This window comes from Streptomyces sp. NBC_00996 (assembly GCF_045162675.1).
In the GTDB taxonomy this organism is placed as follows: Bacteria; Actinomycetota; Actinomycetes; order Streptomycetales; family Streptomycetaceae; genus Streptomyces.
The window spans coordinates 1-24,314 of sequence record NZ_CP108723.1; the positions used below are offsets into that span (position 1 = coordinate 1).

Annotated in this window: 12 protein-coding genes and 3 pseudogenes; 8 read left to right on the top strand and 7 right to left on the bottom strand. The window is 69.4% G+C overall.

Annotated features, from left to right (window positions below; all coding sequences use genetic code 11):
* Nucleotides 1–576: 576 nt before the first annotated feature.
* On the top strand, nt 577–2,964 hold the full coding sequence (locus tag OG390_RS00005) for a Helicase associated domain protein (protein ID WP_406164391.1): 2,388 nt from the start codon (nt 577–579) through the stop codon (nt 2,962–2,964).
* 1,471 nt (nt 2,965–4,435) lie between these two features.
* Here OG390_RS00005 and OG390_RS00010 read toward each other — a convergent pair.
* Both OG390_RS00010 and OG390_RS00015 read right to left on the bottom strand, forming a co-directional pair.
* A pseudogene (locus OG390_RS00010) lies at nt 4,436–4,981 on the bottom strand (hypothetical protein); the annotation flags it as partial.
* Nucleotides 4,978–5,406, bottom strand: coding sequence for an ATP cone domain-containing protein (locus tag OG390_RS00015; protein ID WP_406164392.1), 429 nt, complete (start codon nt 5,404–5,406; stop codon nt 4,978–4,980). The gene OG390_RS00015 and the pseudogene OG390_RS00010, both read right to left, overlap by 4 nt.
* Here OG390_RS00015 and OG390_RS00020 point away from each other — a divergent pair.
* A pseudogene (locus OG390_RS00020) lies at nt 5,390–5,826 on the top strand (LexA family protein); the annotation flags it as partial. The gene OG390_RS00015 and the pseudogene OG390_RS00020 overlap by 17 nt on opposite strands.
* A 138-nt stretch (nt 5,827–5,964) precedes the next feature.
* On the opposite strand, the pseudogene OG390_RS00025 reads toward OG390_RS00020, so the two are convergent.
* The 4 genes and pseudogenes from OG390_RS00025 to tap form a co-directional block, all read right to left on the bottom strand.
* Nucleotides 5,965–6,551, bottom strand: a pseudogene (locus OG390_RS00025) (ATP-dependent DNA helicase); the annotation flags it as partial.
* Between the two features lie 65 nt (nt 6,552–6,616).
* Entirely contained in the window at nt 6,617–7,594 is a 978-nt protein-coding gene (locus OG390_RS00030; RefSeq protein ID WP_406164393.1) for a hypothetical protein, read from the bottom strand.
* A gap of 662 nt (nt 7,595–8,256) precedes the next feature.
* The gene (tpg, locus tag OG390_RS00035) at nt 8,257–8,847 is read right to left on the bottom strand and encodes a telomere-protecting terminal protein Tpg (RefSeq protein ID WP_406164394.1); all 591 of its coding nucleotides are present in this window, start codon (nt 8,845–8,847) and stop codon (nt 8,257–8,259) included.
* Nucleotides 8,848–8,850: 3 nt separating this feature from the next.
* The gene (tap, locus tag OG390_RS00040) at nt 8,851–11,058 is read right to left on the bottom strand and encodes a telomere-associated protein Tap (RefSeq protein WP_406164395.1); all 2,208 of its coding nucleotides are present in this window, start codon (nt 11,056–11,058) and stop codon (nt 8,851–8,853) included.
* A 399-nt stretch (nt 11,059–11,457) separates the two neighbouring features.
* Between tap and OG390_RS00045 the strand changes: the two genes are divergently transcribed.
* The 6 genes from OG390_RS00045 (at nt 11,458) to OG390_RS00070 (ending at nt 22,712) form a co-directional block, all read left to right on the top strand.
* Complete coding sequence (locus tag OG390_RS00045; RefSeq protein WP_406164396.1) at nt 11,458–12,834, top strand: DNA-binding protein; 1,377 nt, start codon at nt 11,458–11,460, stop codon at nt 12,832–12,834.
* Nucleotides 12,835–13,200: 366 nt separating this feature from the next.
* The gene (locus OG390_RS00050; RefSeq protein ID WP_406164397.1) at nt 13,201–13,911 is read left to right on the top strand and encodes a TnsA-like heteromeric transposase endonuclease subunit; all 711 of its coding nucleotides are present in this window, start codon (nt 13,201–13,203) and stop codon (nt 13,909–13,911) included.
* A complete protein-coding gene (locus tag OG390_RS00055; RefSeq protein ID WP_406164398.1) occupies nt 13,908–16,154 on the top strand; it encodes a transposase in 2,247 nt (748 codons plus the stop codon). Before OG390_RS00050 ends, OG390_RS00055 begins: the two co-directional genes overlap by 4 nt.
* The gene (locus OG390_RS00060) at nt 16,148–17,182 is read left to right on the top strand and encodes a TniB family NTP-binding protein (protein WP_406164399.1); all 1,035 of its coding nucleotides are present in this window, start codon (nt 16,148–16,150) and stop codon (nt 17,180–17,182) included. The genes OG390_RS00055 and OG390_RS00060 overlap by 7 nt, the downstream gene beginning before the upstream one ends.
* 99 nt (nt 17,183–17,281) lie before the next feature.
* Nucleotides 17,282–20,509 carry a Helicase associated domain protein gene (locus tag OG390_RS00065; protein ID WP_406164400.1) on the top strand — a complete coding sequence of 1,076 codons (3,228 nt, stop codon included), beginning with the start codon at nt 17,282–17,284 and terminating at the stop codon, nt 20,507–20,509.
* Nucleotides 20,510–20,561: 52 nt separating this feature from the next.
* Nucleotides 20,562–22,712 (top strand): P-loop NTPase fold protein, encoded by a 2,151-nt coding sequence (locus tag OG390_RS00070; protein ID WP_406164401.1) that lies wholly within the window; start codon nt 20,562–20,564, stop codon nt 22,710–22,712.
* Between the two features lie 190 nt (nt 22,713–22,902).
* Here the strand turns inward: OG390_RS00070 and OG390_RS00075 are convergent, their stop codons facing one another.
* The gene (locus tag OG390_RS00075; protein ID WP_406164402.1) at nt 22,903–24,243 is read right to left on the bottom strand and encodes a DEAD/DEAH box helicase family protein; all 1,341 of its coding nucleotides are present in this window, start codon (nt 24,241–24,243) and stop codon (nt 22,903–22,905) included.
* Nucleotides 24,244–24,314 lie beyond the last annotated feature (71 nt).

Below are 24,314 nucleotides of genomic sequence, written 5' to 3' on the forward strand. Positions count from 1 at the left end.
GCGGCGGCAAGCCGCCGCAGAGTGAACGGCTCCGCTGACGCTCCGCCAAATTCCCGCGCGAGCACGGGAATTGAATTCCGCAAGCGGAATTCTGAAAGAGTGTCAATTCGCGCAAGCGCGAATTGAGGGAGTCCCCGCAAGCGGGGCCTCCAGGGCTGGCAGCAAGAAGAGGGTGCATCACGTGCGCCGCCGTGTGAACCCTGTGAATCCCAGCTATACCACCCCCTGCAATAGAGTTGACGGAGCATCACATTCTGCCGGATGCCAGCCGCGCACGTCGAAGAACCATAGGGAACAGGCTCCGCTGCGCTCCGCCTGAACCCCGTTCCCCCGGCTCCCTGCCCTTCAACTTCCTTCGGTCCTCAAGACAACATGACGGACCATCATTCTCTTGCTGGAGGGTGAGGGCTGACCATCATCGCCTCGTTCGACGAACCGTTCGGAGGGGGGATGCTTCATTGTGATGCACTGTGTAGACTTTGGAGCTACAGCGCACCACCATCCGAGAGTCTTCCGACTCCGAGGGTATCCCTGTCCGGCTGCGTGCCGCATTCCGCGAAAAGGAGATCACCGGAAATGGCCGTGAAACTCCGCGATCACCAGATCGAGGCCGTTGACGCCATTGTGCGCGGCCTCGACATCCCGCCCGGCGGTATTCCCGCGCAGGGGCTGCGCGGGCAGGTCCACGCCGCGTGCGGGACCGGGAAGACCGTCATGGCGGCGGCCGCGGCGCGGCGGCTCGTGCCGCACGGACGGGTACTGGTGCTCGTGCCGACCCTGGAGCTTCTGACCCAGACCCTGAAGGCCTGGTACGCGGCCGGGCACAGAGGGCCGGCGGTCGCGGTGTGCTCGCTCCAGGAGGACCCGGAGCTGTGGAACCTACGGGTGCGCTGCACCACCAACCCGATCCAGCTCGCGCTGTGGCACGGCACCGGGCCAGTCACCATCTACGCCACCTACGCCTCCCTCGGAGTGCTCGCAGAGGCCTTCAAAGGCGCCTACGGACAGCAGCTCGCGCCCGTGGACCTGGCCGTCGTCGACGAGGCGCACCGCACCTCCGGATCACTGGGAAAGGCGTGGGCGGACATCCACGAGCAGGCGACCGTCCCGGCCGCGCGCCGGCTGTACCTGACGGCGACACCGCGGATCTGGCAGGAACGGCCGCCTTCTTGGGAAGTGGCGGAGAGGGTACGGGAGGCGCTGCCGCAGGAGATGGCCGCCTCCATGGACGACGAGACCATCTTCGGCCCCGTCCTGTACAAGCTCACTCTCGCTTCGGCGATCTCACGGGGCCTGCTGGCGCGCTACGAGATTTGCGTGGTGGAGATCCAGGACCCGGTCGTCACCCCGGAGCGGCTGTACGGGCCCGGCCGGCATGAGGAAGAAGTGCGCGGGCAGCGGCTCGGAGCCCTGCAGGCAGCGCTGCTGCGCGCGATGGCCGATCACAGGCTGCAGACCACCATCACTTTCCACCACCGCACGATCGAGGCGCAGGCGTTCGCGGAGGGGCTCCAGCGGGTGGCGGCAAAGCTCCACGCTGACCAGCCGGAGAAGTACCCGACGAGGATGTGGGCCGACTGGCTGTGCGGCGAACACGCCCCCGAACACCGGCGGGAGATCCTGGGCAGCTTCGCCACCACCGCACGGCGGGCCGTCCTGTCCAACTGCCGCGTCCTGGGCGAAGGCGTCGACATCCGGGCCGTCGACTCCGTTGCGCTCCTCGACCCCAAAGGCGCACCCCACGACATCGTCCAGGCCATCGGCCGGGCCCTGCGGCAGAAACCCGGTGAGGGGAAGCTCGCCACGTTGATCGTGCCAGTGTTCCTGCAGGCCGGGGAGAGGCCGGAGGACATGCTGACCTCCAGCTCCTACCGTCCGCTCGTCAAGGTACTGGCCGGGCTGCGCGCGCATGACGAAGAGGCCGTGGAACTGCTGGCCGTGCCCCAGGACAGCCCGGCCCGTACAAAGCCCTTCACCTACATCGGTGATGCGCCCCAGGAAGGCGAAGAAGAGGCACGCCTGCTGCTGCGATTCGCTGCCCCCAGGGATCCGGTCATGGTCGCCGAGTGGGTCAGCTTCAACGTCATCGACACCGAACGCCAAGACTGGGCCCGCGGCTACGCCGCGCTGCGCCGGTACGTCGAACGCGAGCATCACGCCCGCGTGCCCTACGACCACAGGGAAGCTCCCGGTCCGTATCCCCTCGGACAGTGGGTCTCAGAACAACGCCGCGCCTACGGGGCTGGGCAGTTGAACGGGAAGCGGGCCGAGCGGCTGGAACAGCTCGGCATGGCCTGGGACGCCACCGACGCCGCCTTCCAGGAAAACCTCGCCGCCGCACGCGCCTACCACGAACAGCACTGGACACTCTGCGCACCACGCACCGCCACCGCACTCGACAAACCGATCGGACAATGGCTGTCCAACCTCCGCCGCCCCGGAGCCCTGGACGGGCACCCGGAACGCGCGGCCGCACTCGCGGCCATCGATCCGGACTGGAACCCCGCCTGGCCGGTGAACTGGCAACGCCACTACACCGCCGTACACGAACTCCTCCGCGAAGAAACCGAACAGACCGACGTGACGCCCGGCGTGACGGTGCACGGCATGGACATCGGACGATGGCTCCAGAGGCAGCGTCAACCGGCGGTCTGGCAGGCCCTGATGGACGGACAGCGCGAACGCCTCGAGGCCCTCGGCATCGCCCCGCTGCCCCCGGAGCAGAAAGCGCCCGCGAAGCCCTCCAAGGGCGGTTCTGGGGCGTTCGAGCGGGGGGTTGCGGCCCTGGCACAGTACAAGGCGCGTACGGGCTCCGTGACGATCCCCAGGGGCCACGTAGAGGAGCTGGAGGACGGAACGACCGTCCGACTCGGAGTCTGGCTGTCCAACACCAAAACCCGCCGTGCCAAGCTCACCCCCGACAAACTCCAGGCGCTCGCCGAACTCGGATACGACTGGGCGTAAGGGGACAGAAGATCGCTATGTGGACGGGTGTGGCTGTCCGTCGCCATGAGCCGCCGCCTGCGCGCAATCACCGCGTGTGTCTGCCTCGCCCCGGAGCAGGTGCTCGCGCAGCTGGTCGACCGTGTCGCCGTGCATGATGACGGCACGGAGACGGTCACCCCGTTCACGCCGACCTGTACCAGAAACGTGTCGTCGACCCCTCGGGTCATGCAGCGGTCCCGGTATCCTGTTCACCTGACCGCCGCTACCAGGCCTCAGTGCGCCGACCGCTCGCGTGTCCGCTGACCTGTGGCTCGGCATGGAAGCAGTGTTGGCTTCGTATGGCAGTTCAGCCTTCGGAGCTAGCAATGACGCCGGAATTTCGATGTCTCCCAATGCATTGCGGGGCCATGTTGATGTCATACGATGCAGTGGACACCAGGGGACTCATCGGGACTGGCCGGGACTCACTGAGGACCGACAGGCCCGGAAGGCCTCAAAGGGCCTGAAGCTGGCGGCTACCAGCAATCAGGCCCCTCAAGGGTGCCGCAGTCAAAGCCCGGCCGTCCAATCAGCGGTCGGGCTCACTGCTGTGTGAGCTCACCGTCACCGGCCGGTTCCTGCTTCTGGTCAGAACCAGAAGGACTGCACCACTTCCCAAACGACCTTTATGATCACCGGCGCCCAGTCGACCACCGCCTGCCGTTTCGACAGACGACGCTCACACCGCGCGCAGTGACCAGTAGGAGAAGTCTCCTCGGCCATCTGTATCCCTCCCTTCGGCCCCAGTAGGGGTCCTGAGTACTGCTCAGGACTTCGCCTCGCACGGAGGCGAACAACTGGGTGGGACCACTGGAAGGAACTGGGCCCAAGCATAAGCGTGTTGACCAGACCCGGAGACCGGGGGGACCACAACACTTGGGCTGCTGCTGCAATCCAACCACTAGATGTGGGGATCGATACGAAAATTGACCCACGCCGCGCGTGTCGCACACGCATTGGCATGTGCCGCACGGCCGTACCGATCCCGGACACGCGGAAATACCGTGGTGGCCGTGCAGTTGAGAGGGCTGGCACCCGGTTGACGGGGTACTCAGACGGCCGACTGGGCTACGGCCCCACATCTGCTGGCACGGCCGTTGTCCCGGCGGTGAAGAGTACAGCAATGGGCCCTTTTGTCCGCCAGGTGCAGCGTAGCCATACACCCAGACACATGATCACGTCAGGCAATCCGCGCCTTTTCACTCGAACGTGCGCTTGGCGCGATCTTTCGAAAGCAACTACCGTTGTCCAGCAGGGAGACCATCGAGAGGGGCCGACGTGACCACCACCGCAGACAGTGCCACCATCACTGCCCAGGACCGCCGTTAGGGCCGACTCGAGCCGGTGCATGCGATGAACAGCGCCCTGCCCTGCGCACCCGAGGCGGCTTGGCGGAAGACGGGAGTTTTGTCGCAGACCTCCTGAGGCCAGGAAGCCCGCGATGGCGATGCCCCATCGCGGCACCGTCCGGGACCGCCTTCATGAACTCTTCGTTCACACGGACCGAGTTGTTGGCGTTCTGGTACTGGACGGACGTGATGTCGTCGCCGCCCAGGTCCATGTCGAAGCCCGCGTCACGCAGAGCGCGGCTTCTTCTCCTCCTCCTCCTCCTTGACCTTGGTCTCGATGGAGTCCTCGATGTCGGGGTGGTCGACGTCGAGGATGACCATCTTGGCCGCGCGTGGCGCCACCCGACTCTGAGCTGCTTGAGGCTCACCTCGCGCTGCGGGGTGCCGACGGCACCGCGGAAGTACTTGCTGGTGACGATGTTGACCGCGTTCACCGACCAGAAGCCGGGGAACTCGACGCCACGCTGCTCGAAGTTGACCGAGCCGTCGCGCCAGTTGGTCATGACGACGTCACGGCGCTCCCACTCCACCTCGTCGTACGGGTGCACGCCGGGGGTGGTGTGGATGCGCTCGATGCGCAGCCCCTTGCTGGCCTTGGTGCCCTTGGCGCGGGAACCTCGTGCCGGACCGCTCGCCGTCTCTGTCATGCCGCCTCCCTGTATCGGGCTAAAACGCCCTGAAGTGCCTTGCCACTTGTCTGCGCCGCGATGGCGGCCTCGAAGTCCTCGAGCGAGTCGAACGCCCGATAGACGGACGCGAACCGCAGATAGGCAACGAGGTCGAGTTCCTGCAACGGGCCGAGTATGGCCAGCCCCACGTCGTGGGTGGTCAGTTCGGCGCTTCCGGTGGCCCGCACCGCCTCCTCGACCCGCTGGCCGAGCTGGGCGAGCGCGTCCTCGGTGACAGGCCGCCCCTGGCATGCCTTGCGCACGCCGTTGATGACCTTGGTACGGCTGAAGGGCTCGGTCACGCCGGAGCGCTTGACCACCATCAGCGAGCACGTCTCCACGGTCGTGAAACGACGGGAGCAGTCGGGGCACTGGCGGCGCCTGCGGATGGCGCTGGAGCGCAAGGGCTTCCTGCGCCGCGATCCGCACCGCCCGCGCGCGTACGAGGTGCGCGGCTCGGACCAGGCTCGTCGGCACAGCCCACAGACACCGCCGACCCGCCGCGTCGTACGTCCCGCTGGTCGGTCGCATCGCCGCCGGCGGCCCGATCCTCGCCGAGGAATCCGTCGAGGACGTCAAGGTCGTCGGCGACTCCATGATCGAGGCCGCCATCTGTGACGGCGACTGGGCCACCGTCCGCCGCCAGCCCGTCGCCGAGAACGGCGACATCGTCGCCGCGATGCTCGACGGCGAAGCCACCGTCAAGCGCTTCAAGCGCGAGGACGGCCACGTCTGGCTCCTCCCGCACAACTCGGCCCTACGAGCCGATCCCCGGCGACGAGGCGACCATCCTCGGCAAGGTGGTGGCGGTACTGCGGCGCGTATGGCGGCTGCGGCGGGCCAAGCCTCCCAGGCTCCCGCCCTCAGACCGGGCCCCGGGACCCTGCACTGTCCGGCCCGGTGCCGGATGGGTTTTCGATCGCGGGTCGGCCGGTCGCGGCGTCGCGACCGGCCGACCCGCGAGACGCCCGTACGAGACGGCCTGCGCCCTGCGCCATGAGCACGCGGCGTGGGTGGCGGCGACCGCCATGAAGCCGTTCCCTCCGGCGTTCTCGACCGCCTTCTGGCGGGCGCTCATCAGCGGGTCGTCCGGGCGCGGGAACGGGATCTTGTCCATGACGACCAGCTGGCAGCTGGGCCCCGGAACGTCGACCCCCTGCCAGAGCGACAGCGTGCCGAAGAGACAAGTCTTCGGGTCGGCCGCGAAGTTCTTGATCAGTTCGCCGAGGGTCTCCTCGCCCTGGAGAAGGATCGGGAACTCGGGGATACGCCTGCGCAGCTCCTGCGCGGCCAGCTGGGCGGCCCGCATCGACGAGAACAGACCCAGGGTCCTGCCGCCGACCGCCTGGATCAGCTCGGTGAGCTCGTCGAGCATGTCCGCGCGGTCGCCGTCCCGGGCGGGGCAGGCCAGGTGCTTGGCGACGTACAGGATGCCCTTGGGATAGTCGAAGGGCGAGCCGACATCGACACCCTTCCACTGCGGAACGTCCTCGCCTTCCGTGCCTTCCGGGGCGAGGCCGAGCGAGGCACCAACCCCGGTGAAGTCACCGCGTCCGCGCGATGCTCGGCCTGGAATGTTCTCTTCGTCCGGCCGTCGGGCGGATGGAACGCCCGTCAGTCCGTTGGCGGACCCGTCCAGGCACGCTCCTGGGACTTCGCCTGCATCCGCTCTGTGTGTGCTTCTTGCCCGTGCATGAAATCGAGCGCTTCGTCAGCCCGCGATGCACGGAGTGCTGACTCGATGACAAAGTGTCTCGCCCACGAGTACTGCTGGGGAGTAGCGGGGTCTGAGGGCAGGTAGCTGTACCGGTAGCTGTGATCGTAGTAACCGTGGACGCGAGGAGCGAGCGTCTGGAATCTGGCGAAACTCGGAAAGTCGATACCCAGGCAGATGATCTGCAGTGCGGTCCGAGTTTCCTTGGCGATGGCCGACAGCATGCTGACCTGCCCCTCAATCGTGCGTGAGTCCGTGTGCGCTACGTGGCGCCAAGTGACTGCCGGACCGAATGAGAACGGCGTTTCCCGCCATCCGAAAGGAGTGTCGGGCCGGGCGTAGTAGTCCAGCAGCGCATCCATCGCCAGTGAAAGCCCTGCCATGGCGTGGGTGTGGTCGCCTCTGTCCGCCCATGGCTGGGCGTCACGCAGCAGCTGCGCGACCGCTTCCTGCGCGACGAGGTCGACCATGTCGATGCGGTCGAAGTCGACGTCAAAGACGACGGGTGTGGCCGTGGTGAAGAAGCGCAGCACATCCGCAGCTGAACGTTCGATGGTCTGCTCTGCCGGAGGGGTGCCGTGGTGCTTCATAGCGACACGGACATCGTTCAAGGTGCGCATGGAGCCCTGGCCAGGGAGATGAATGGCCGCCTCGGACTTCTTCAACTCAGCCCAGTACGCCATGAACTGGATCTTCGGGTCCGGGTCGGTTGCATGATGATCCGCAGCCAGACCGAGGAAGAGCTCCACGGCATCGTGAAGCACCAGAACCGCAGTAGCCGACAACGGAGCCGGGCGCCGGCTGTAGTCGATTCCCTCTTCGAACAGGAACCTGATGTAGGCAAGTCGCTGCACTTCGAGCGGGGTCAAGGACGTCACGGCAGCTTCCTCCGGTACGAGAGGCCCTCAGTGTGCAGGCTGTGACGATCTGAGCGCATGCTGTTTTGCCGCAAAGACCGGCAGCTCCGGCAGGTTGCGGCAGGGCAGGATCACGCGGCCCGGCCCCGCACACCCTGTCAGGAATCAGCCGGTCCCAGTCGGCCTCCGCCGCCGACAACTCCGCGTCCAGGGCGGCGAACACGTCCAGCGAATCGCTTTCGCCGACCACCCTGGCGTACGTCGTCCGACCGGCACCCCGCGAGGGTGACCCGCTTTCCCCGCATTTCCCGGAGAGTCCCACGAGCAGCACCATCCCGACGATCAGCAGCAGCACCCCGCTGCACACCACTACGAGCAGCACCATGCAGTGGCAGGCCCTCGATCCCGATGTCGTTGCAGAACCGGGTGAGGATGCCCGTGGCGTCGGTGTCGGAGAGGTAGGCCGGGGCGACTTCCAGCAGCAGCTCGCCGATCGCGTGCGTGCTGGCTGCCACTGAGCGCGGGTTACGGGCAGGGCGATCGGTAAGGGAGCGTACCGACGTACTGATTCCACTGGTGAGTGGTCAGGGCGTTCCCGGTGGTGGCGCAGATCTGTGCGATGACTTGGTCGGCGTCCGTTGCCGACAGCCGTACCGTGCCGTACGGCCCAACTGCGCTCCTTTTCAGAGCGAGATGTCGATGTAGTCGATGTCTGTGAATTCGACTTCGAGGTGGTCGGCACGACGACCGTGGTCTTTAAAATACGTTTCTTGGATTCCCTCGGCGATAACTTCGTTGGGAGACTGGTCGCCGATGCCCTCCTGGGCGTCGAAGAGGCGCCGGGCGTAGTCGGCCGGGAGGTGGACGGTGATGCGCCGTGTGCGGCCGTCGTCGGTCGTGCCGATCGGCGCGCTGTAGCCGAACCGGGCGCGGGCCTCAACGGTGATCCCGGTACGGGTCGCGGCCTGCTTGCGGCGCCGGTCGCGGACGCGGGGCTGCCAGCGGGCGCGTACGGCCGCGTCGATCCGGTCGGCGATCGCCTTGGGTGGCTGCTTGCGCGCGCCGGTGCGGTAGCGCTCCACGGAGCGCTGGGTGATGCCGAGTTCCTGGGCGATGGCCTTGGTCGTCTTCAGCTGCTTCAGCAGGAAGTTGATACGCCCCTTGAGAGTCTTGGGCGGTTCGTGGGTGAAGACTTCCTGGTCGGCCTGCTCGATGGCTTCCTGGACCAGGGCGTCGTCGGCGTCGGCATTGCCTGGACGGATCCGTCGCACCACGGCCTACTCCCCTTCGTCCGCGACGGCGTCGCCGCCCTTGATGTGGCGGGCGGGGTTGTAGCCCTGCTCCATCAGGTCGACCGCCCACGCCATCTCCTGGACACCCTCGACCTTGCAGAAGCCGGGGTTCGCCCCAAGGCGGAAGGTGCCGTACACCGGCGTGCCGTCGCCGCCCAACGGCAGGAAGTCCAGCGGGGAGGGACCTGGGCTGGCGTAGACGACGCAGTCCGACAGCACGGCGAGCGGGTATTGGCCGGTCAGGGCAGCGAGCTTGGCCATCTTGCGGTGCATGTTCACCCGCGCCTTGGCGATGACCGCCGCGCGGATGTCGGGCCTCCAGGTGGGGCGCTCCAGGGCGGGCCAGCGCTCCCCGTCACGGTAGTGGCGGCCCTGGGGACGTTCGCGGAGCTTGCCGATGCCGCCCTTGACCGTCGACTTGATCGCCGACAGCACCATCGCGCCCTGCCGGTGCCGACGCACCAGGGCGGCCAGGTCCTCGTCGCTGAGGTCGGCACGGTCCGTGGGCAGTTCAGCGAGCGCAGCGCGCAGAGCGTCGAGGCGAGTGTCGTCTGCAGCCGCGTACGTCTTGTGCAGCGCGACGGCGTCCAGGAACGCGGCCGGGTCGGCGTCCTTGTCGACGGGGATGCCCATGTCCGCGGTGGTGGTGAGGTAGGCGTCCTTGAGCCGGTCGTGCCACGGATCCAGGTAAGCGCCGGTCTCCTGGCGCAGATACGCCTCGATCGGTCGGACCTCGCAGCCGAGTTCCTCGGCATAGGCAAGGGTCGCGGTGGTGTACCAGCCGGGCCCCTCGGGACGCTGTCCGCTGGGAGTGAAGGGGTTGGGCAGACGCGCGTCCAGCTCGATGCCGGACAGGTCCACCAGCCACGTGCCGGGGATCTTCTTGTCGAACACCGGCGCCGTGACGCGGACCGGCCCGGACAGACCGACCGTGAGGCGGGCGGCGGCGGCGAGGAAGGCGGTGTTGATGTCGATGCCCACCGCCCAGGGCAGCAGGCACTCCTCGTCATTGAGCAGGTGGGGGTCGCGCGCCCACTGGTAGGCCTCCTCGTCCAGGAAGCCATCCTCCCAACCCTGCGCGACCGGATGCTCCTGGGGAGCCTCCGGCGGCGCCGGGTCCACCGGCAGGGCAAGGGCTCCCGAGTTCGGGCCGGAGACCCACTGACCGCTCGTCTCGTCCTTGACCGGCCGGGTCGGCGGCCGCAAGGCCGTCATCAACTCCAGACCGGTCACCGCAGTGGAACCCCGCGGAGTGAGAACCCGGGACGCGAACACGCCTAGAACACGGGCCAGATCGGCGGGATGCAGCTCCGCGGCACCGCCCCAGGCGCGGGTGTCGAGGGCGTCCCATGGCAGGACCGCCAGCTGTACGCACTGCCGTCGGCCCGCCTCGGCCGGACGGTAGATCCGCGGCCATGGGCCGAACCCGCGCTGGGTCAACTTCCACTTCGCCTTCGTCAGCTGCCTGATCACCGGATGGTCCTCCGCCAGGCGCAGCCCGCGGCGGTCCTCAAGCCGCTCTGGCAGCCCGAACCGCGCGGCAGCCGAGGCGGTGAGCGCGATCAGCGGGTCGAAGTCCTTGCCGTGCCGGTGAAGCCGCGCCTGCCCGATCCCCGATTCCTTCAGCACCCACTCCACCAACTGGCCGATGGTGGTCGCCGGGCAGTCCAGCAGCACGCCGCCCAGGCAGTAGGCAGTGCCGTCCCCATCCAGCACAGCGAGAGGGCCGTGGGGAAAGCGGGCATCGGCCGCGGGCGCGGCCGACTTCGGCCGCGCCGGACGCCGTGATGTCGACGCAGGCCCCGTAGAGGCAGGCCGGTGGGGGCGCGGAGAACTCTCGGGAGCAGCCGGCATGTCGTCAGCGGGCCCGTCGGCGGGGGCAGGCCGCTGGGACGTGGGTCCGGTGAAGGTCTCCGGCACGGGCTCGGTGGCCGATTCCGGGTGCTTCGTCGCCCAGCCTTCCAGCAGCCGCAGGTACGCCTGCCGACGCGGCGGGCGCGGCTCCGAGCGGCCGTTCTCCCAGTTCTTCACCGTCTGCGTCGTGGTCCGCAGCACATGAGCCAGCCGGGCCTGCGTGATACCGGCTGCCTCCCGCAGCCGAGCCCGTTCCACCGGCGGCGGCAACTCCGGCTCACCCGCCAGCAGTTCGTCCACCGCCGCGAAGAGCTCGTCCTGACTCGGCCGGTCCGCCATCGCCACCTCCAACCCGCACCCTAGCAAAAATTAACCCTGGATTTATCCATGTGCTTAACCTCAAAGGGGCGATATCCCAACAACACGTCTCCGCTCCAGACCGATGACGAGGTGTCCGGATCAGCGATATCCGCAGGCATTCCGGACACCGCAGGCCCTGGGGCGGCTGTGGCTCGGCTGGTCGGACGCCCCCGTGATGACAAGGAGCTGCCGTCCCGATGACGTTGACGCGCCGAGGGGCGAGGACTGCCCCATCAACAGTGCAACTGGGGCCTTTTGATGCCTCATGGTGTGCTGGTCCGCCGGTTGGCTTCGACCGGTGCAGCGGTGGGTTGGGGTAGAACATGAGGACGCTGTGTGAGCCGAAGAGGGCATCGGGGGTGAGGTGTGGCAGCAGGGGTGTTGCGAACCGTGCCGCTGGCCGGGGAGCTGACCGCGTCGCTGATCAGCCGGGTGGCGGCCCGCTACAGTCTCGCAGCCAGCAGCGTGCTGCGGCTGTGGACGTGCCGCAACTCCCCCACCCGGCACGACGGCGGCGGTGTGAGGGCAGATGCGGAGGTCGTCCTCAACGGGGCCGGGCGGGGTGTGCTCGCCGAGCTGTGCGGAGTGGAACCGGCGGTGCTGGCGCGCGCTCTGCCGTCCTTCACCGTGGACGATCCCAAGATCAGCACCGGCCGGGACGCCGCCCTGGCGCAGGCACGGTGGCGGGCGGCAGCCGCGGTGGCGGGGGAAGCAGCGTTCAGCTGCCGGCTGTGCACCGCGCGGCGCACCGGGCAGGCACTGCGGGCGGTGCGGTATCTGCCGCGCCGGCAGCGGGTCTGCCTGCGGCACGGGCGCTGGCTGCTGGACGCGGACGCCGACCAGCCGCTGGAACACCTCGATCTGCGCCTGCTGCCGGAGGTGATGGCCGCGCAGCGGCGGTGGCCGGGCGTGGCACGGCGTGCGGTGCGCGCCGGGGTGGAGCCGCAGCAGGCGTTCACACTGGCGCATGCGGTGGTGGCCCGCTGGTGGGAGCAGGCTCTGTACTGGGAGCAGGAGGAGATCTGGCCGCGTCGTCTGCACCACTTGGCGGGCGGCAGCGTGGGGTCACGGCTTGAGTGGTGGCGGATCGTGGGCCGGGACGCGGCGATCTTCCCGGAGGTGGTGGCCGTGGCGCGGGCGCTGCTGGAGCCGGCCATGGCCGAGGTGGCCTGGCAGGCAAGCGGCGGGATGCAGCCTCGGGCGCGGGGCGCCGACGACCCGTTCTGCCACCGGCTGGGCGAGCGGGTGGGCCGCACCTGGCTGGGACCCGAACTTGCGGCCGACCACGGCAACCCGCTGAACGATTGGAAGGGCGCGATCGTGCGCGCCCGCCGCCACGAGACGGGGCCGCCGGGGTGGCGGGAGGATCCGTGGCGGCTGAAGCGGGAACAGCAGCCCGCCACGATGGCCGGCCAGCTGCGCGTCATGGCGGCAGAGCAGAAGTCGGGTGGCTCGGCGACCCGGTGGCGGGCCACGGTGAGCGCCGAACAACGGCTCGTCATCACGCAGTTGGTCGACGAGGCGCGCGAACAGCTGGTGGAGCTGCGCGGCGTGCACAGCGGCACCACCGCCGAGGTGGCCCGCACCCTGCTGGAGCACCTCAGCCACAGTGCCGCCCTGATCGACCAGGCCCTCGTGCACACCGCCGCCGCGGCCGTCGCCGCCGGGGTGGCGCTGGAGGAGGTCGCCGCGTGGTCCCGTCTGCCCGCCCAGGAGCTGGCCGCGGTGCTCGCCCTGGGTGAGGGCGAGGAGTGACACGACCGGCGGCAGCCGAATGGCGGCGCGGGCCGGTCGGCATCCGGCGAGCCGTTGCCCGACAGGGTGCGGCGCGGCGGGGTGAAAGTGCAGAACTCTGCACTGACACCGGTGCCCCCGCCCGGCACCCTGGGTGCCCCGCGCAGCCCAACATCCGGCGGTTGCACCGATGTTGCGGTTACCGGCCGGTTCTCCTGCGCGGCAGGTCAGGCATGGCGTTGTGTGGAGTACGTGATCATCGACAGCAGCCAGGAGGCCGCATCGTCCGCGGTACCTGGGGCCGGGTGCCGCATCCCCGAGCCGCACCGTACGGGTGGTGCTGTTCGACGCGAAGGCGCTACAGCCGTAGATGCCAGCCTGATCGATGTGCGCTTTCGAGACCCTCTGGGGTGCTCGCGTCAGGTCCCGTGGCTTGAGGCTGCGCAGGACGTCCTCTTCGAGGAGGGTCCTGCGGTACGGCCTTTCCCCGTCCGGCACGGGCGGCGTGTGGCTCCGGGCTGGTGGTGGTCGTCGACCACCAGGCGGCTGGTGGCGTACGGGTCCGGTGTCATGCGGACCGAGCTGATGCTGCTGGACCGGGATCCGACGGCGGTGGCGCTGGCCTGCCGACCGGTGGAGCTGGTGTGGCGTGAGGAAAGCAAGGCTGTCGGTCATGCGCCGCAGCTGATGGCCAGGCTTCAGGACGGCAGCGGCCTGTTGCTCGACTGCGCGGGACCCAGCGGACCCTCTGCCCGGCTGGCGGAGCGGGCACGGGTTGTGGCGGCTGCAGCGGAGGCAGCGGGCTGGTCCTACCGGCTCGCGGGGCCGCCGGATCCGGTGCTGGTGGCCAATGTGCGGTGGCTGGCGGGTTACCGGCATCCCCGGTACGCCGCAGGGCCGTGGATACCGGCTCTGGTGGAGGCCTTCGGCAGTCCGCGGCCGGCGGTGGAGGCGGTGTGTGAGCTGGGTGACCCGATCGCCGTGTGGCCCGCGGTCTTTCACGCGCTGTGGAGCGGTGTGCTGCAGGTGCGGCTGGACGAACCGCTGCACGAGCGTGCCGTCGTCTCGGTCGCACGGCAGGAGGCCGAAGCGGCGTGACGCAGGCGGTTGTCGAGGTCGGGGCGCGCCTTCGCTACGACGGACGGGTATGGACGCTCGCCGTGCTGGAAGGCCCCCGGGCCACGCTGGTGACCGACGAGGGCGCCTCGGCGGTGGTGCTGCTGCCCTACCTGTTCGCCGATCCGTCCTTCGAGGTGGAAGGCGGACCGGCGCCGGGGAGGGTGCCGCCGTTCGGGCTGCTGGAAGCGCTGCCGGTGGAGGTGCGGGAGCGGGCTCTGGCGTGGCAGCGGCATGTGCGGGAGGTGGAGACCGGCTTCCCGGACGCGGTTGGGCAGGGCGCCCCACGCGAGCAGTTCGATCCGGCGATACGAAGCCTGGCGCAGCGCGAGCGGGCAAAGGCCGAGGAGTTGACGGCGGCGGGCTGGGCGGCGAGTGCGGCGACGGTGCGCCGGATGCGGGCGCGCTACCGCAGCGAGGGCTTGTGGGGGCTGGTGGACGGCCGGGCAGTGCGGGAGCGGTCGGCGGTGGGGCGGGCCGATGAACGGGTGGTCGCGGCAGTCAGGAAGGTGCTGGAGGGGCAGCGGGAGCGGTCGACGGGCACGCTGGTGCGGCTGCGCCGCCGGGTGGGGTGGCTGCTGGAGGAGGAGTACGGCGCCGGGGTGGTGGCCCTGCCGCCGGCGTCGACGTTCAACCGGCTGGTGCACGCGGTGGCCGACGGACAGGGGCTGCTGGGGACTGCGGCGCAGCGGCGGTGGCATGCGTCGCGGCCGGCACCTCCGTTCACGCCGACGGTGGCACTGCGCCCGGGTGAGCTGGTGATGCTGGACACCACGCCGCTGGATGTACTGGCGGTGCTGGACGACGGTGTGACCGGCCGTCTTGAACTGTGCATCGCGCTGGACGTGGCGACGCGCAGCATCTGCGCCGCTCTGCTGCGTCCGGTGGGCACGCGGTCGGTGGACGCGGCGATGCTGCTGGCGCAGATGGTGGTGCCGGCGGCGATGCGGCCGGGCTGGGACAAGGCGCTGTCGATGCGGCGGTCGGTCATTCCCTACGAGCGGCTGATCGCGTTGGACGCGCGGCTGGAGCAGGCGGCCGCCCGGCCGGTGATCATGCCGGAGACGGTGGTCGTGGACCAGGGCCGTGTGTACGTGTCGGCGTCGTTCATCTCGGCGTGCGAGAGCCTGGGGGTATCGGTGCAGCCGGTGCCGCCGGCGAACGGCCCGGCGAAGGGGAACGTGGAGCGGACCTTCCGCGCGATTGCCGACGGGTTCAGCCAGTACCTGCCGGGCCACACCGGCTCGGACGTCTCCCAGCGGGGCGCCGCCGCGGAGCAGGATGCCTGCTGGAGCCTGACGCAGCTTCAGGAACTGCTGGACGAGTGGGTCATCGCCGGATGGCAGGAGCGCCGGCACGAGGCGCTGCGGCACCCGATGATGCCGCGGGTCGCCGTCTCACCCAACGAGATGTGGGCGGCCCTGGTGGCGGTGACGGGGCATGTACCGGTGCCCTTGTCCGCCCACGACTATGTCGAGCTGCTGCCTCTTCGGTGGCAGGCCGTCAACGACTACGGCATCCGCTTCGGCTACCGCACCTACGACCATCCCGGCCTGAACCCCTACCGGCGCCGCCGCTCACCGCGGGCGGACAAGAACGGACGGTGGGAGGTCCACCACAACCCCTACGATCCGAACCGGGTGTGGGTGCGCCTGCCCGAGGGATGGCTGGAGGTGCCGTGGGTCCACGCGGGGGCGGTCCGGCGCCCGTTCACCGCGTTCACCTTCGACCACGTCCGCCGCACTGTGGAACGCCGGCATGGCCGTGAAGAGCACGAGGCGGCGATCGCCCAGGCGCTGGATGCGCTGCTGCGCCGAGCGAGCCAGGGACTGGGCAGCAGGCGAGAGCGGACGGTAGCCGCCCGGGCCCAGGCGGCCGCGCAGATGACCGAGCCCTCCCCCGCCACCGCCCCGCAGCAGTGGCCTGCGCCTCTCGCGCCGGGGGCCTCGTTCGGGCTGCCCGGTTCCTTCACCGTCCCGCTCGAGGATGCCGACGGCTGGGACACCGACGAGAGCCTGGACGACATCGAGGACGACCCGGACGGCGAGGACTACCTTCTCGCCGCCCTCGCCGACGGCCAGGACGCCGCGGCAGGCCACGCGGAAGAAGCATCCGAGCCGACGGCCGAAACGGCCCGGGACCAGGCCGCTGAGCAGACGTTGGACGCCGCCGGGGCGGGCGGCATGCGCATCTACGACCCGTACCAGGAGGCCCAGGCATGGTGACAGCGGCCCAGCCCGCCACCGCGCAGCACAGCACCTTCCATCCCCTGACCACGTGGGACGGGTGGCAGCAGTTCGTCGACACGCCCCACGCACCGGCACGGGACGCCGGCGACCAGGAATGGACGCTGGAGCAGCGGGAGGACTACCACGCACGGTTCGTGGTGCTGAAGACCCCCGCCATGGATACCATCTCCACCGCGGTACGCCGCCTGCTGCTGCTCAACCGCGGCCAGCAGGGCGGAGCCCGGCGCGGCCTGATCATCTCCGGGCCCGCCACCACCGGGAAGACCACCGCCATGCAGCAGCTCGGGCGCACCGTGGAACTCGCCGACCGGCGCCGCCACCCGAACCAGGACGGGCGTCTGCCCGTGCTGTTCATCACCGTGCCGCCGTCCTCCACCCCGAAGATGCTCATCAGCGAGTTCGCCCGCTTCCTCGGCCTGCCCGCCCTGGAACGGATGAACCAGATCCAGATCACCAACGCCGTGTGCGAGCTGCTGTGCGAGATGAGCACCCAGCTGGTCCTGGTCGACGACGTGCACCTGATGGACACCCGCAGCCGGGCCGGCGCCGAGACCTCCGACCAGCTGAAGTACCTCGGCGAGCGGATCCCGGCGACCTTCGTCTACTCCGGCATCGACGTCGAATCCTCGCCCCTGCTGACCGGCGTGCGCGGCTCCCAGCTCGCAGGCCGCTTCAAAATCGTGCGCAACCAGCCGCTGCGCTACGGCAGCGCCGCGGACAAGCAGATCTGGCACGACCTGGTGCGCAGCATGGACAGCGCCCTGCGGCTGCGCCGCCACCGGCCCGGCACCCTGGTCACGCACGCCGCCTACCTGCATGCCCGCACTGGCGGCCGCATGGGCAGCCTCTCTCACCTCATCCGGGAAGCCGCCCTTGTCTCCCTGCTGGACGGCACCGAGAAGATCACCAAGAAGCTGCTCGAACAGATCGAGCTCGACAGCGCCGCCGAACAACGGGCCCGGGCACCGCACCGCCGCCGGATGCCCTCGCAACGCCAGCCCTGACCGGCGGCGTCTGCGTCAACCGTCCGTCCCGATCCCCCGTTTGGCCACTGCTCGGATGCCGATACATCCGAACCCGCCAGGAACGACCTCTGCTCCCTGATGCACGACTCTCTTCCACCACAGCCGCAGCCGCCGCGTACGGCTTCGGCACGTCCAGGGCCGGTACGGCTCGCGCCGCAGCAGGGCGAGACGAACCTGTCGTACCTGGACCGGCTGGCCGACCGCTACCGGCTCGGCGTCAGAGACCTCATCCCCGCCCTCCTCCAGATCGGCGGAGGCCTGTTCAAGGGCTACCGCACGGACGGCGAGGTCTACCTCAACGCCGAAGCCCGCGCCCGCGTCTCCGCGTTCAGCCGCGTGCCCGAGGAGATCCTTCAGCGGGCCCTGCCCGCCTGGACCGCCCAAGAGCCCGTCTCGCCGGACGGGGCGGGTGCAGCCGGGCGGTTCCGCTTCGGGAGCGTAGTGCAGGCCGCGGGAGAAGGCTGCCGGCTGTGCACGGCCGCACGCACCGGACGTACCAAGCCCGCACGGGTGTACCTGAAACCACACACCCGTATCTGCCCGCGCCACCGGCGCTGGATGCTCGGCACCCACTGGATCGACGGCGCGCCAGCCGACATTGAGCAGGTCGACCTGGCGGAGCTGCCGCAGATGGTCACGGCGCACCGGCGGCATCTGGATCTGCTGCGCCATCGGCCGGACGCCGCCCGCGCGTTCGAGATCGCGCATGCCGTGATCGTCTCCTGGTGGGCACAGCAGTGGCCCGAAGAAGAGCAGTGGCCCAACCGGGCACGCCAGATGGCGCCGCCGGGGGCAGATCCGGGCTGGTGGCGGCTGCTGGTGAGAGACGCGGTCACCTACCCGGAGACGGTCGCCCTCACCTCCGTCCTCACCAGCGAACGTACCCGGCAGTGGCTGCTCGACGACACCAGCGGGCATGTGCCGCACACCCTCGCGTACGCCCCAGAACTGGTCACCGAGCTGGCACGGGTCACGAGGCGGCCGTGGCTGCGCGAACGGATCGCCTCAACCTCGGCCGGTCCTTTGCTGGTCTGGGCGCAGCACTGTGTGCGCTCCCCTACGGACGTGGCCGCCGCAGACCGGCTGTGGACGCTGCACATGGCACACCGGCCCCGGCCCATCGCCCGGGAACTGCAGGCCTACCGCTACGCCGCCCACAAGTTGGAGAAGGCAGAGGGCGGGACGCGGCTTCACCTGGGGCTTCGGCACAGGTCGGATCAGGCGTTCACCACCGGTCTGGCGCACGCCCGCGCCTACGCCGCCGTCCACGGCCACCTCGCCGCACCGATCCACAGCCGCTTCAACGGCTTTGCCCTGGGCACATGGCTGAAGAACCACCGGAAATTCGCCGCGATGCCACCCGAACACGTCGCGGAACTCGAGGCACTGGATCCGTGGTGGCGGCCGCCGTGGACGGTGATGTGGCAGCGCTTCTACTACCAAGCCCGCGACCACGTCCGCGCCCGCGGGCCCCTGCGGCCCGAACAAGGCTTCCCCACCACCGGCTTCGGCCTGGGCGAATGGCTGTACAACCAGTGCACCGGCTACACCGGCCTGCACCCCGCACAACAGCGCCTCCTGGCCGACATCGGCCTCACCCTCGAGGCCGTACAGGCGGCCCGGCCCCGCCGCAAGCACATGGCCTCCCACTTCCAGCGCGCCCTCGCCTGCGCACACGCTTTCGCCGGCACCCACGGCACGCTGGTGAACGCGACCACCGACACCGTCCAGGACGGACTGAAGCTGGGACAGTGGCTGTCCAACCAGCGCAGCAAAGACCGCGCCTACCAGCACCGCCACGGCACCCCCTCACCCCGGGCGCTCGCACTGTCGGCGATCGATCCCTGGTGGAACCCGCCGTGGACGCTGGAATGGCAGCGCTCCTGGCACCAAGCGCGCACCCACGCCGAAGACGGCCACGTGCTGGATGCCGCGGCCGGGTTCCCCGGTACCGGCAGCGCCCTCGCCACCTGGCTGACCACCCAGTGCGCCCAGTACGACACCCTCCAGCCTGACCAGCGCACCTTGCTCGCCCAGGTCGGGATCACCGCAGACACCGCCCGCGGCGCCGCCGCCCGGCCCGCCGAAAACGAGGCCGACTTCGCCACCGCACTGGCGTACGCGCGCTCCTACCACGCAGCACACGGCACCCTCGCCGCCGCGATCAGCACCGTCCACGACGGCTTCCAGCTCGGACGATGGCTGCGCCGGCAACGCCAGCACGCCCGCGACCACGCCCACCGCGGCACACCACCGTCCGCCCAAACGAAGGCCCTGACCACAGTCGATCCCTGGTGGTGCCCGCCCTGGACCCTGGCATGGCAGCGCACCTGGCAGCACATCCACGACCAGGTCCAGGCCGGTCACCGGCTCGACGCCGACCGCCACTTCCGCAGCTTCGCCCCCGCCCAGCGCACCTGGCTACGCCTCCAGCGCACCCGCTACGACGACCTCCACCCCGACCAGCAGCGCCTCCTGACCGACATCGGCCTCACCCGCGAGACCGCCCACACCCGGCCCCTCACCCCCTACGCCGAAGCCGCGCTCGATCATGCCCGCGCCTACGCCGCCGCCCACCACACCCTGGCCGCGGCCTACTCCACCGTCCACGACGGCTTCCCCCTCGGCCGCTGGCTCAACTACCAACGCCAACAAGCCCGACGCGACACCACCCCCAACGCCCGCCACCAGGCCCTCACCACGATCGACCCGTGGTGGAACCCGGCCTGGGACCTCGCCTGGGACCTCGCCTGGCAACGCTCCTACACCCGCGCCCGCACCACACAAACCCGCCCCGGCGGCCCACCGGCCGACGTACGAACCTGGATCAGAGCACAACACGCCGCCTGGCCCCACCTACGCCCCCAACAGCAACAACTCCTGACCGACCTGGGCATCACCCCCGTCGGCCGCCGCCGGACCAGCCGCGTCTACCCCGCAAGCCCAGGCCTCGCCCACGCCCGCGCCTACGCCGCCCTCCACAGCCACCTCGCCTGCAGCAAAGACACCCACCACGACGGCTTCGCGCTGGGCGACTGGCTGACACAAAAACGCCGCGCCGCCCGACAAGGACACCTCTCCCCCACCACCACCCACGCCCTGGAAAGCATCGACCCGTGGTGGAACCCACCCTGGCCCCACACCTGGCAACGCACCTACCAGCAAGCCCAGTTGAACCACCACACCGGCCAGCCCTGCCCCTCCGGGCTCCAACGGTGGGCCAACACGCAACGCACCCGCTGGAACACCCTCCACCCTCAGCAGCAACACCTCCTCACCACCATCGGCATCCACCCACGCATCTGACCTCCTTCGTCAATCCGCGGCGGGAAAGCACGTGGTCAGGCACGATGTGCCGGTGAGTGATGCGCGCTTCTTCAATGACGAGCCCTTTCTCGACGACAACGGGCCGGATCTGCTGGGGCGTGAGCAGTACGCGCGGCACGCCGTAGAACTGCTCGGGCGCGTCCGGGCCCAGACCGAGACCGGCGTCCTGGCGTTGATCGGCTCCTGGGGATCCGGCAAGTCGACCGTCCTGGGCAAAGTGATGCGTCTTCTGCAGGGTCAGGATCGCCGCGAGACCTGGCTGATCGCCGAGCTCAATCCATGGCTGTACTCCGACCTGGAATCGCTGACCGCCGCGCTGTTCAGTGAAATCCGAGCCGCCCTGCCCAAGGGAAGGCGCTGGTCGGAAGTCCGTAAACGGCTCGGAGGCTTCGGGCAGGCCATCAGCCCGTTGGGTAAACTCACCGCGCTCGCCGGCCTCGACTCAGAGGGCCTGATCAAGGCCTTCAGCGACCGCATCAACGGAGACACCAGCGCGTCGGCCGCCAAGCGGAAGGCCGAAGAGGCCCTGCGGCAGGCAGGCCAGCCCGTCCTGGTCGTCATGGACGACCTAGACCGCCTCACCCCAGACGAACTGCTCCTGGTCTTCAAGCTGGTGCGCCTGGTGGGCCATCTGCCGAACGTCTACTACCTGATCGGCTTCGACGAGCAGACCCTGCTGGATGTCCTGCAACGCAGCGATCTCGTGGGAAACAGCGAGCCCCGTGCCCGCGAGTTCCTGGAAAAGATCATCCAGGTACGCCTCGATCTTCCCGCGTTCCGCGAACGCGACGCGGCCGCCATGAGCATCCGCGCGCTCAACGCCATTCTGGACTCCCACAACCTGTCCATGACGCCAGGCGAGGAGCAGCGCTTCTCCGAGGCCCACTTCCGGCACCTGCAAGACCGGCTCCAGACGCCACGGGCCGTCAAACGCTACTTCGGGCAGGCCGACGCCACGCTCGGCTCCCTCGTCGGAGACGTGGATCTGGTCGACTTCCTCATCGTCACCTTCCTGCGCACCAATGAACCCGGCGCCTACCGACTCTTGAGGCGCCACCGTGCCGAACTCACCGGCACGAGCCTCGACCCATCCCAACGACGCAACGCACAACAGCTCGGCGAAAGAGCCGACCGTTGGCGGAACCGCCTGGGCGAAGCAGGCGTTGCCGCAGAGCACGTCGAAGGCGTGCTCCGCCTGCTTGGCCAGCTGTTCCCGACAGTCCAGCAAGACCTCGGCATGGCCGGCGATGCGAAAGCCGCCGCACAGCGCCGCGGCATCGGCAGCACCGACTACTTCGACCGGTACATGGTCTTCGGCGTCCCCGACGACGACCTCCCCGAAGCCGTCTTCGACCAGGCCCTGGCCCAACTGGCCGCCGACGCGCCTGAAGAGGAGGCAGCCGAACTGCTACTGCGTCTCCGTGAAGACACCCACCGCGTCACCCGCCGAATCGAGCAGCGACGCAACACTGGCAGCCCCGTCCCCGTCCCCGCCGCCGCGCTGCTGAAGGCCATGGCGGACACGTACGGGCAGACGACCGCCGAACCGGAAATGATGGGCCTGGTCAACAGCGGCATGAGCCTGCAGTTCCTGGCCCGCGACCTCCTCACCGACCTCCCACCGGAACAACGGCCCCCCGTACTGGCCGCCATGGCCGCCACCCCGGACGGAGCAATCCTGGCCACGCGGACCCTGCACCGCGCCACCAACCCTGACAACAACGACTCCGAGCACGTACAGACCACCGAAGACTGGTCTCTTCACGCCCGCGACGCCGTGGCCGAGCGAATCGCCCAGCACCTCGCCCCCAGCACGGGCAGGCCCGCCGAGGAACTCACCGATTCCGACACCGACCTGATCTGGATGTGGCGCCACACCAACCCTGACACCCTGCGCCCCTGGCTACACCAACGCCTCGACAACGGATGGGAACTTCTCCCACTCCTGGGCAAACTCATCCAGCCGGCCTCCCACCCATTCCCTCTGATCGACCACCCCACCCTGGCCGGCCTCGACGCGATGTTCGGACTCGACGACCTCTACACACACCTCGAGCCCTTCATCCACGCCTCCACCGGGAACGGCCCCGCCGACGAGCACCAGGCCAACATCCTGCAAGCCCTCCGCGAGCGCCGCCCCACCACCGGCCAGACCCCGCCCGCAAACTCCGCCACCACGTGACCGCCCCCAGCCCGAGCCCCCGCACGCCGCTTCTCAAGTAGCGGCCCAATCAACCTGCACGCCACCCAGGCAACCTGCACGACCCCCAGGCCAGAAACCCGCAGCCCCCACCACCAGACCACCAACCGGCCCCCCAGCAACACGAAACGAACCGCTACAACTGAGAAACCACCAGCCCAGAACACCAGCACTACGCAGAAAGAACGACCCGCGACAGGCGGGCCTCGAGGCGGTCGTCGTGGGAGCGTAGGGCCTGGATGGTGCGCCATAGCGGGGTGTAGGCGTCGGCGCCGAGGAGGTCGTCGGGGTTTTCGTCGGGGGTGAGGTAGACGGGGACGACGAGGGTGGCCTTCTTGCCGGCGCCGGGTTGCTGGCGCAGGGCGCGGCCTACGGCCTGGACGGTGTCGACGGGGCTGTTCTTGGGGTCGACGAAGACGACCGCGTCGATGTCGGGCACGTCGATGCCCTCCCCCAGCACGCGGGCGTTGGATAGGACGGCCGGTGTGTCGGGGCTGGTGTGGGAGGTGAATTCGAGCAGGAGGCGGCGGCGGATCTGCGGGGTGTGGCTGCCGCTGACCCAGTCCGCCCACAGCCCCTGTGGGCGCAGCTGTTCGGGAAGGGCGGCTGCCGTCTCCGCCAGAGTGGTGGCGAAAGCGCGGGCGTCGGCGACACGATGATGGAAGGTCAGGATGCGGCGCAGCTTGTGGTCGTGGATGGCGCGCAGGGCGGCGACCTGGCGGCCGGCCAGGTGCAGTCCGTCGACACCCGCACCGGCTCCGGTGGCCAGCCAATCGCGCAGGTCCGCGTCGGTGACCACGGGGACGAGGATCTGGTAGTCGGCGAGCAGCCCGAGATCGATGGCGTCGGAAAGGTTGAGGTGATAGGCGACGGGACCGAAGAGGTCTTCGTCGTCCATGGAGGCCACCGTCTCTACTCCGTCGCCGTCCGGGGCGTCGTCGGGATCCCAGATGCGAGGGGTGGCGGTCAGGTAGAGGCGGCGGGCGGCCGGCACCTGGTCGTCGTGGTGGACGGCGGCCCAGGCCTTGCCCAGGCGGCCAGCGGTGCGGTGCGCTTCGTCGACGACCACCAGGTCCCAGGAAGGCAGGCGGTGGTCGCGGTGGGCGGCGATGACGGCGGGCAGGGAGGCGTAGGTGGCGTAGACGGTGACCGGGCCGGGACTGGACTGCCCGACCAGGGAGGCTAGTTCGGCGGGGTCGGTGGTGAGGGGAACGTCGGCGCCGAGCGGTTCGTGGTCGAGGGCCTGGCGTTGGGAGCACACGGCGATGGCGGTGCCCTTGCGGCCAGCCAGGCGCCAGGACCGGATCGTCTGGGACAGCAGGTCCAGTGTCGGCAGCAGCACCAGAACCCGTCCGCGCGGGGCGATGCGGGCGGTGGTGCGAGCGGCGATGAGCGTCTTGCCCGTACCGCAGGCGGCCACCACGCTGGCTCGCGGGTGCGTGCGCAGCGTTGTGATGGCCGCGGTGACGGCTTCCTTCTGGTGGGGCCGGAGCTCGATGTCAGCGGGCGGCATGCTCTCCTGCCGTGGGGAGGCGGGTTACGAGGTGTCTGTCGGGTCTTCTGTGGCCCATCTTCCTCCACGCT

Excerpts from the sequence above, each read along its gene's own strand:
- OG390_RS00005 (WP_406164391.1), top strand. The coding sequence starts at position 577 with ATGGCCGTGAAACTCCGCGATCACCAGATCGAGGCCGTTGACGCCATT.
- tap (WP_406164395.1), bottom strand. The coding sequence starts at position 11,058 with ATGGCGGACCGGCCGAGTCAGGACGAGCTCTTCGCGGCGGTGGACGAA.
- OG390_RS00060 (WP_406164399.1), top strand. The coding sequence starts at position 16,148 with ATGGTGACAGCGGCCCAGCCCGCCACCGCGCAGCACAGCACCTTCCAT.
- OG390_RS00065 (WP_406164400.1), top strand. The coding sequence starts at position 17,282 with ATGCACGACTCTCTTCCACCACAGCCGCAGCCGCCGCGTACGGCTTCG.
- OG390_RS00075 (WP_406164402.1), bottom strand. The coding sequence starts at position 24,243 with ATGCCGCCCGCTGACATCGAGCTCCGGCCCCACCAGAAGGAAGCCGTC.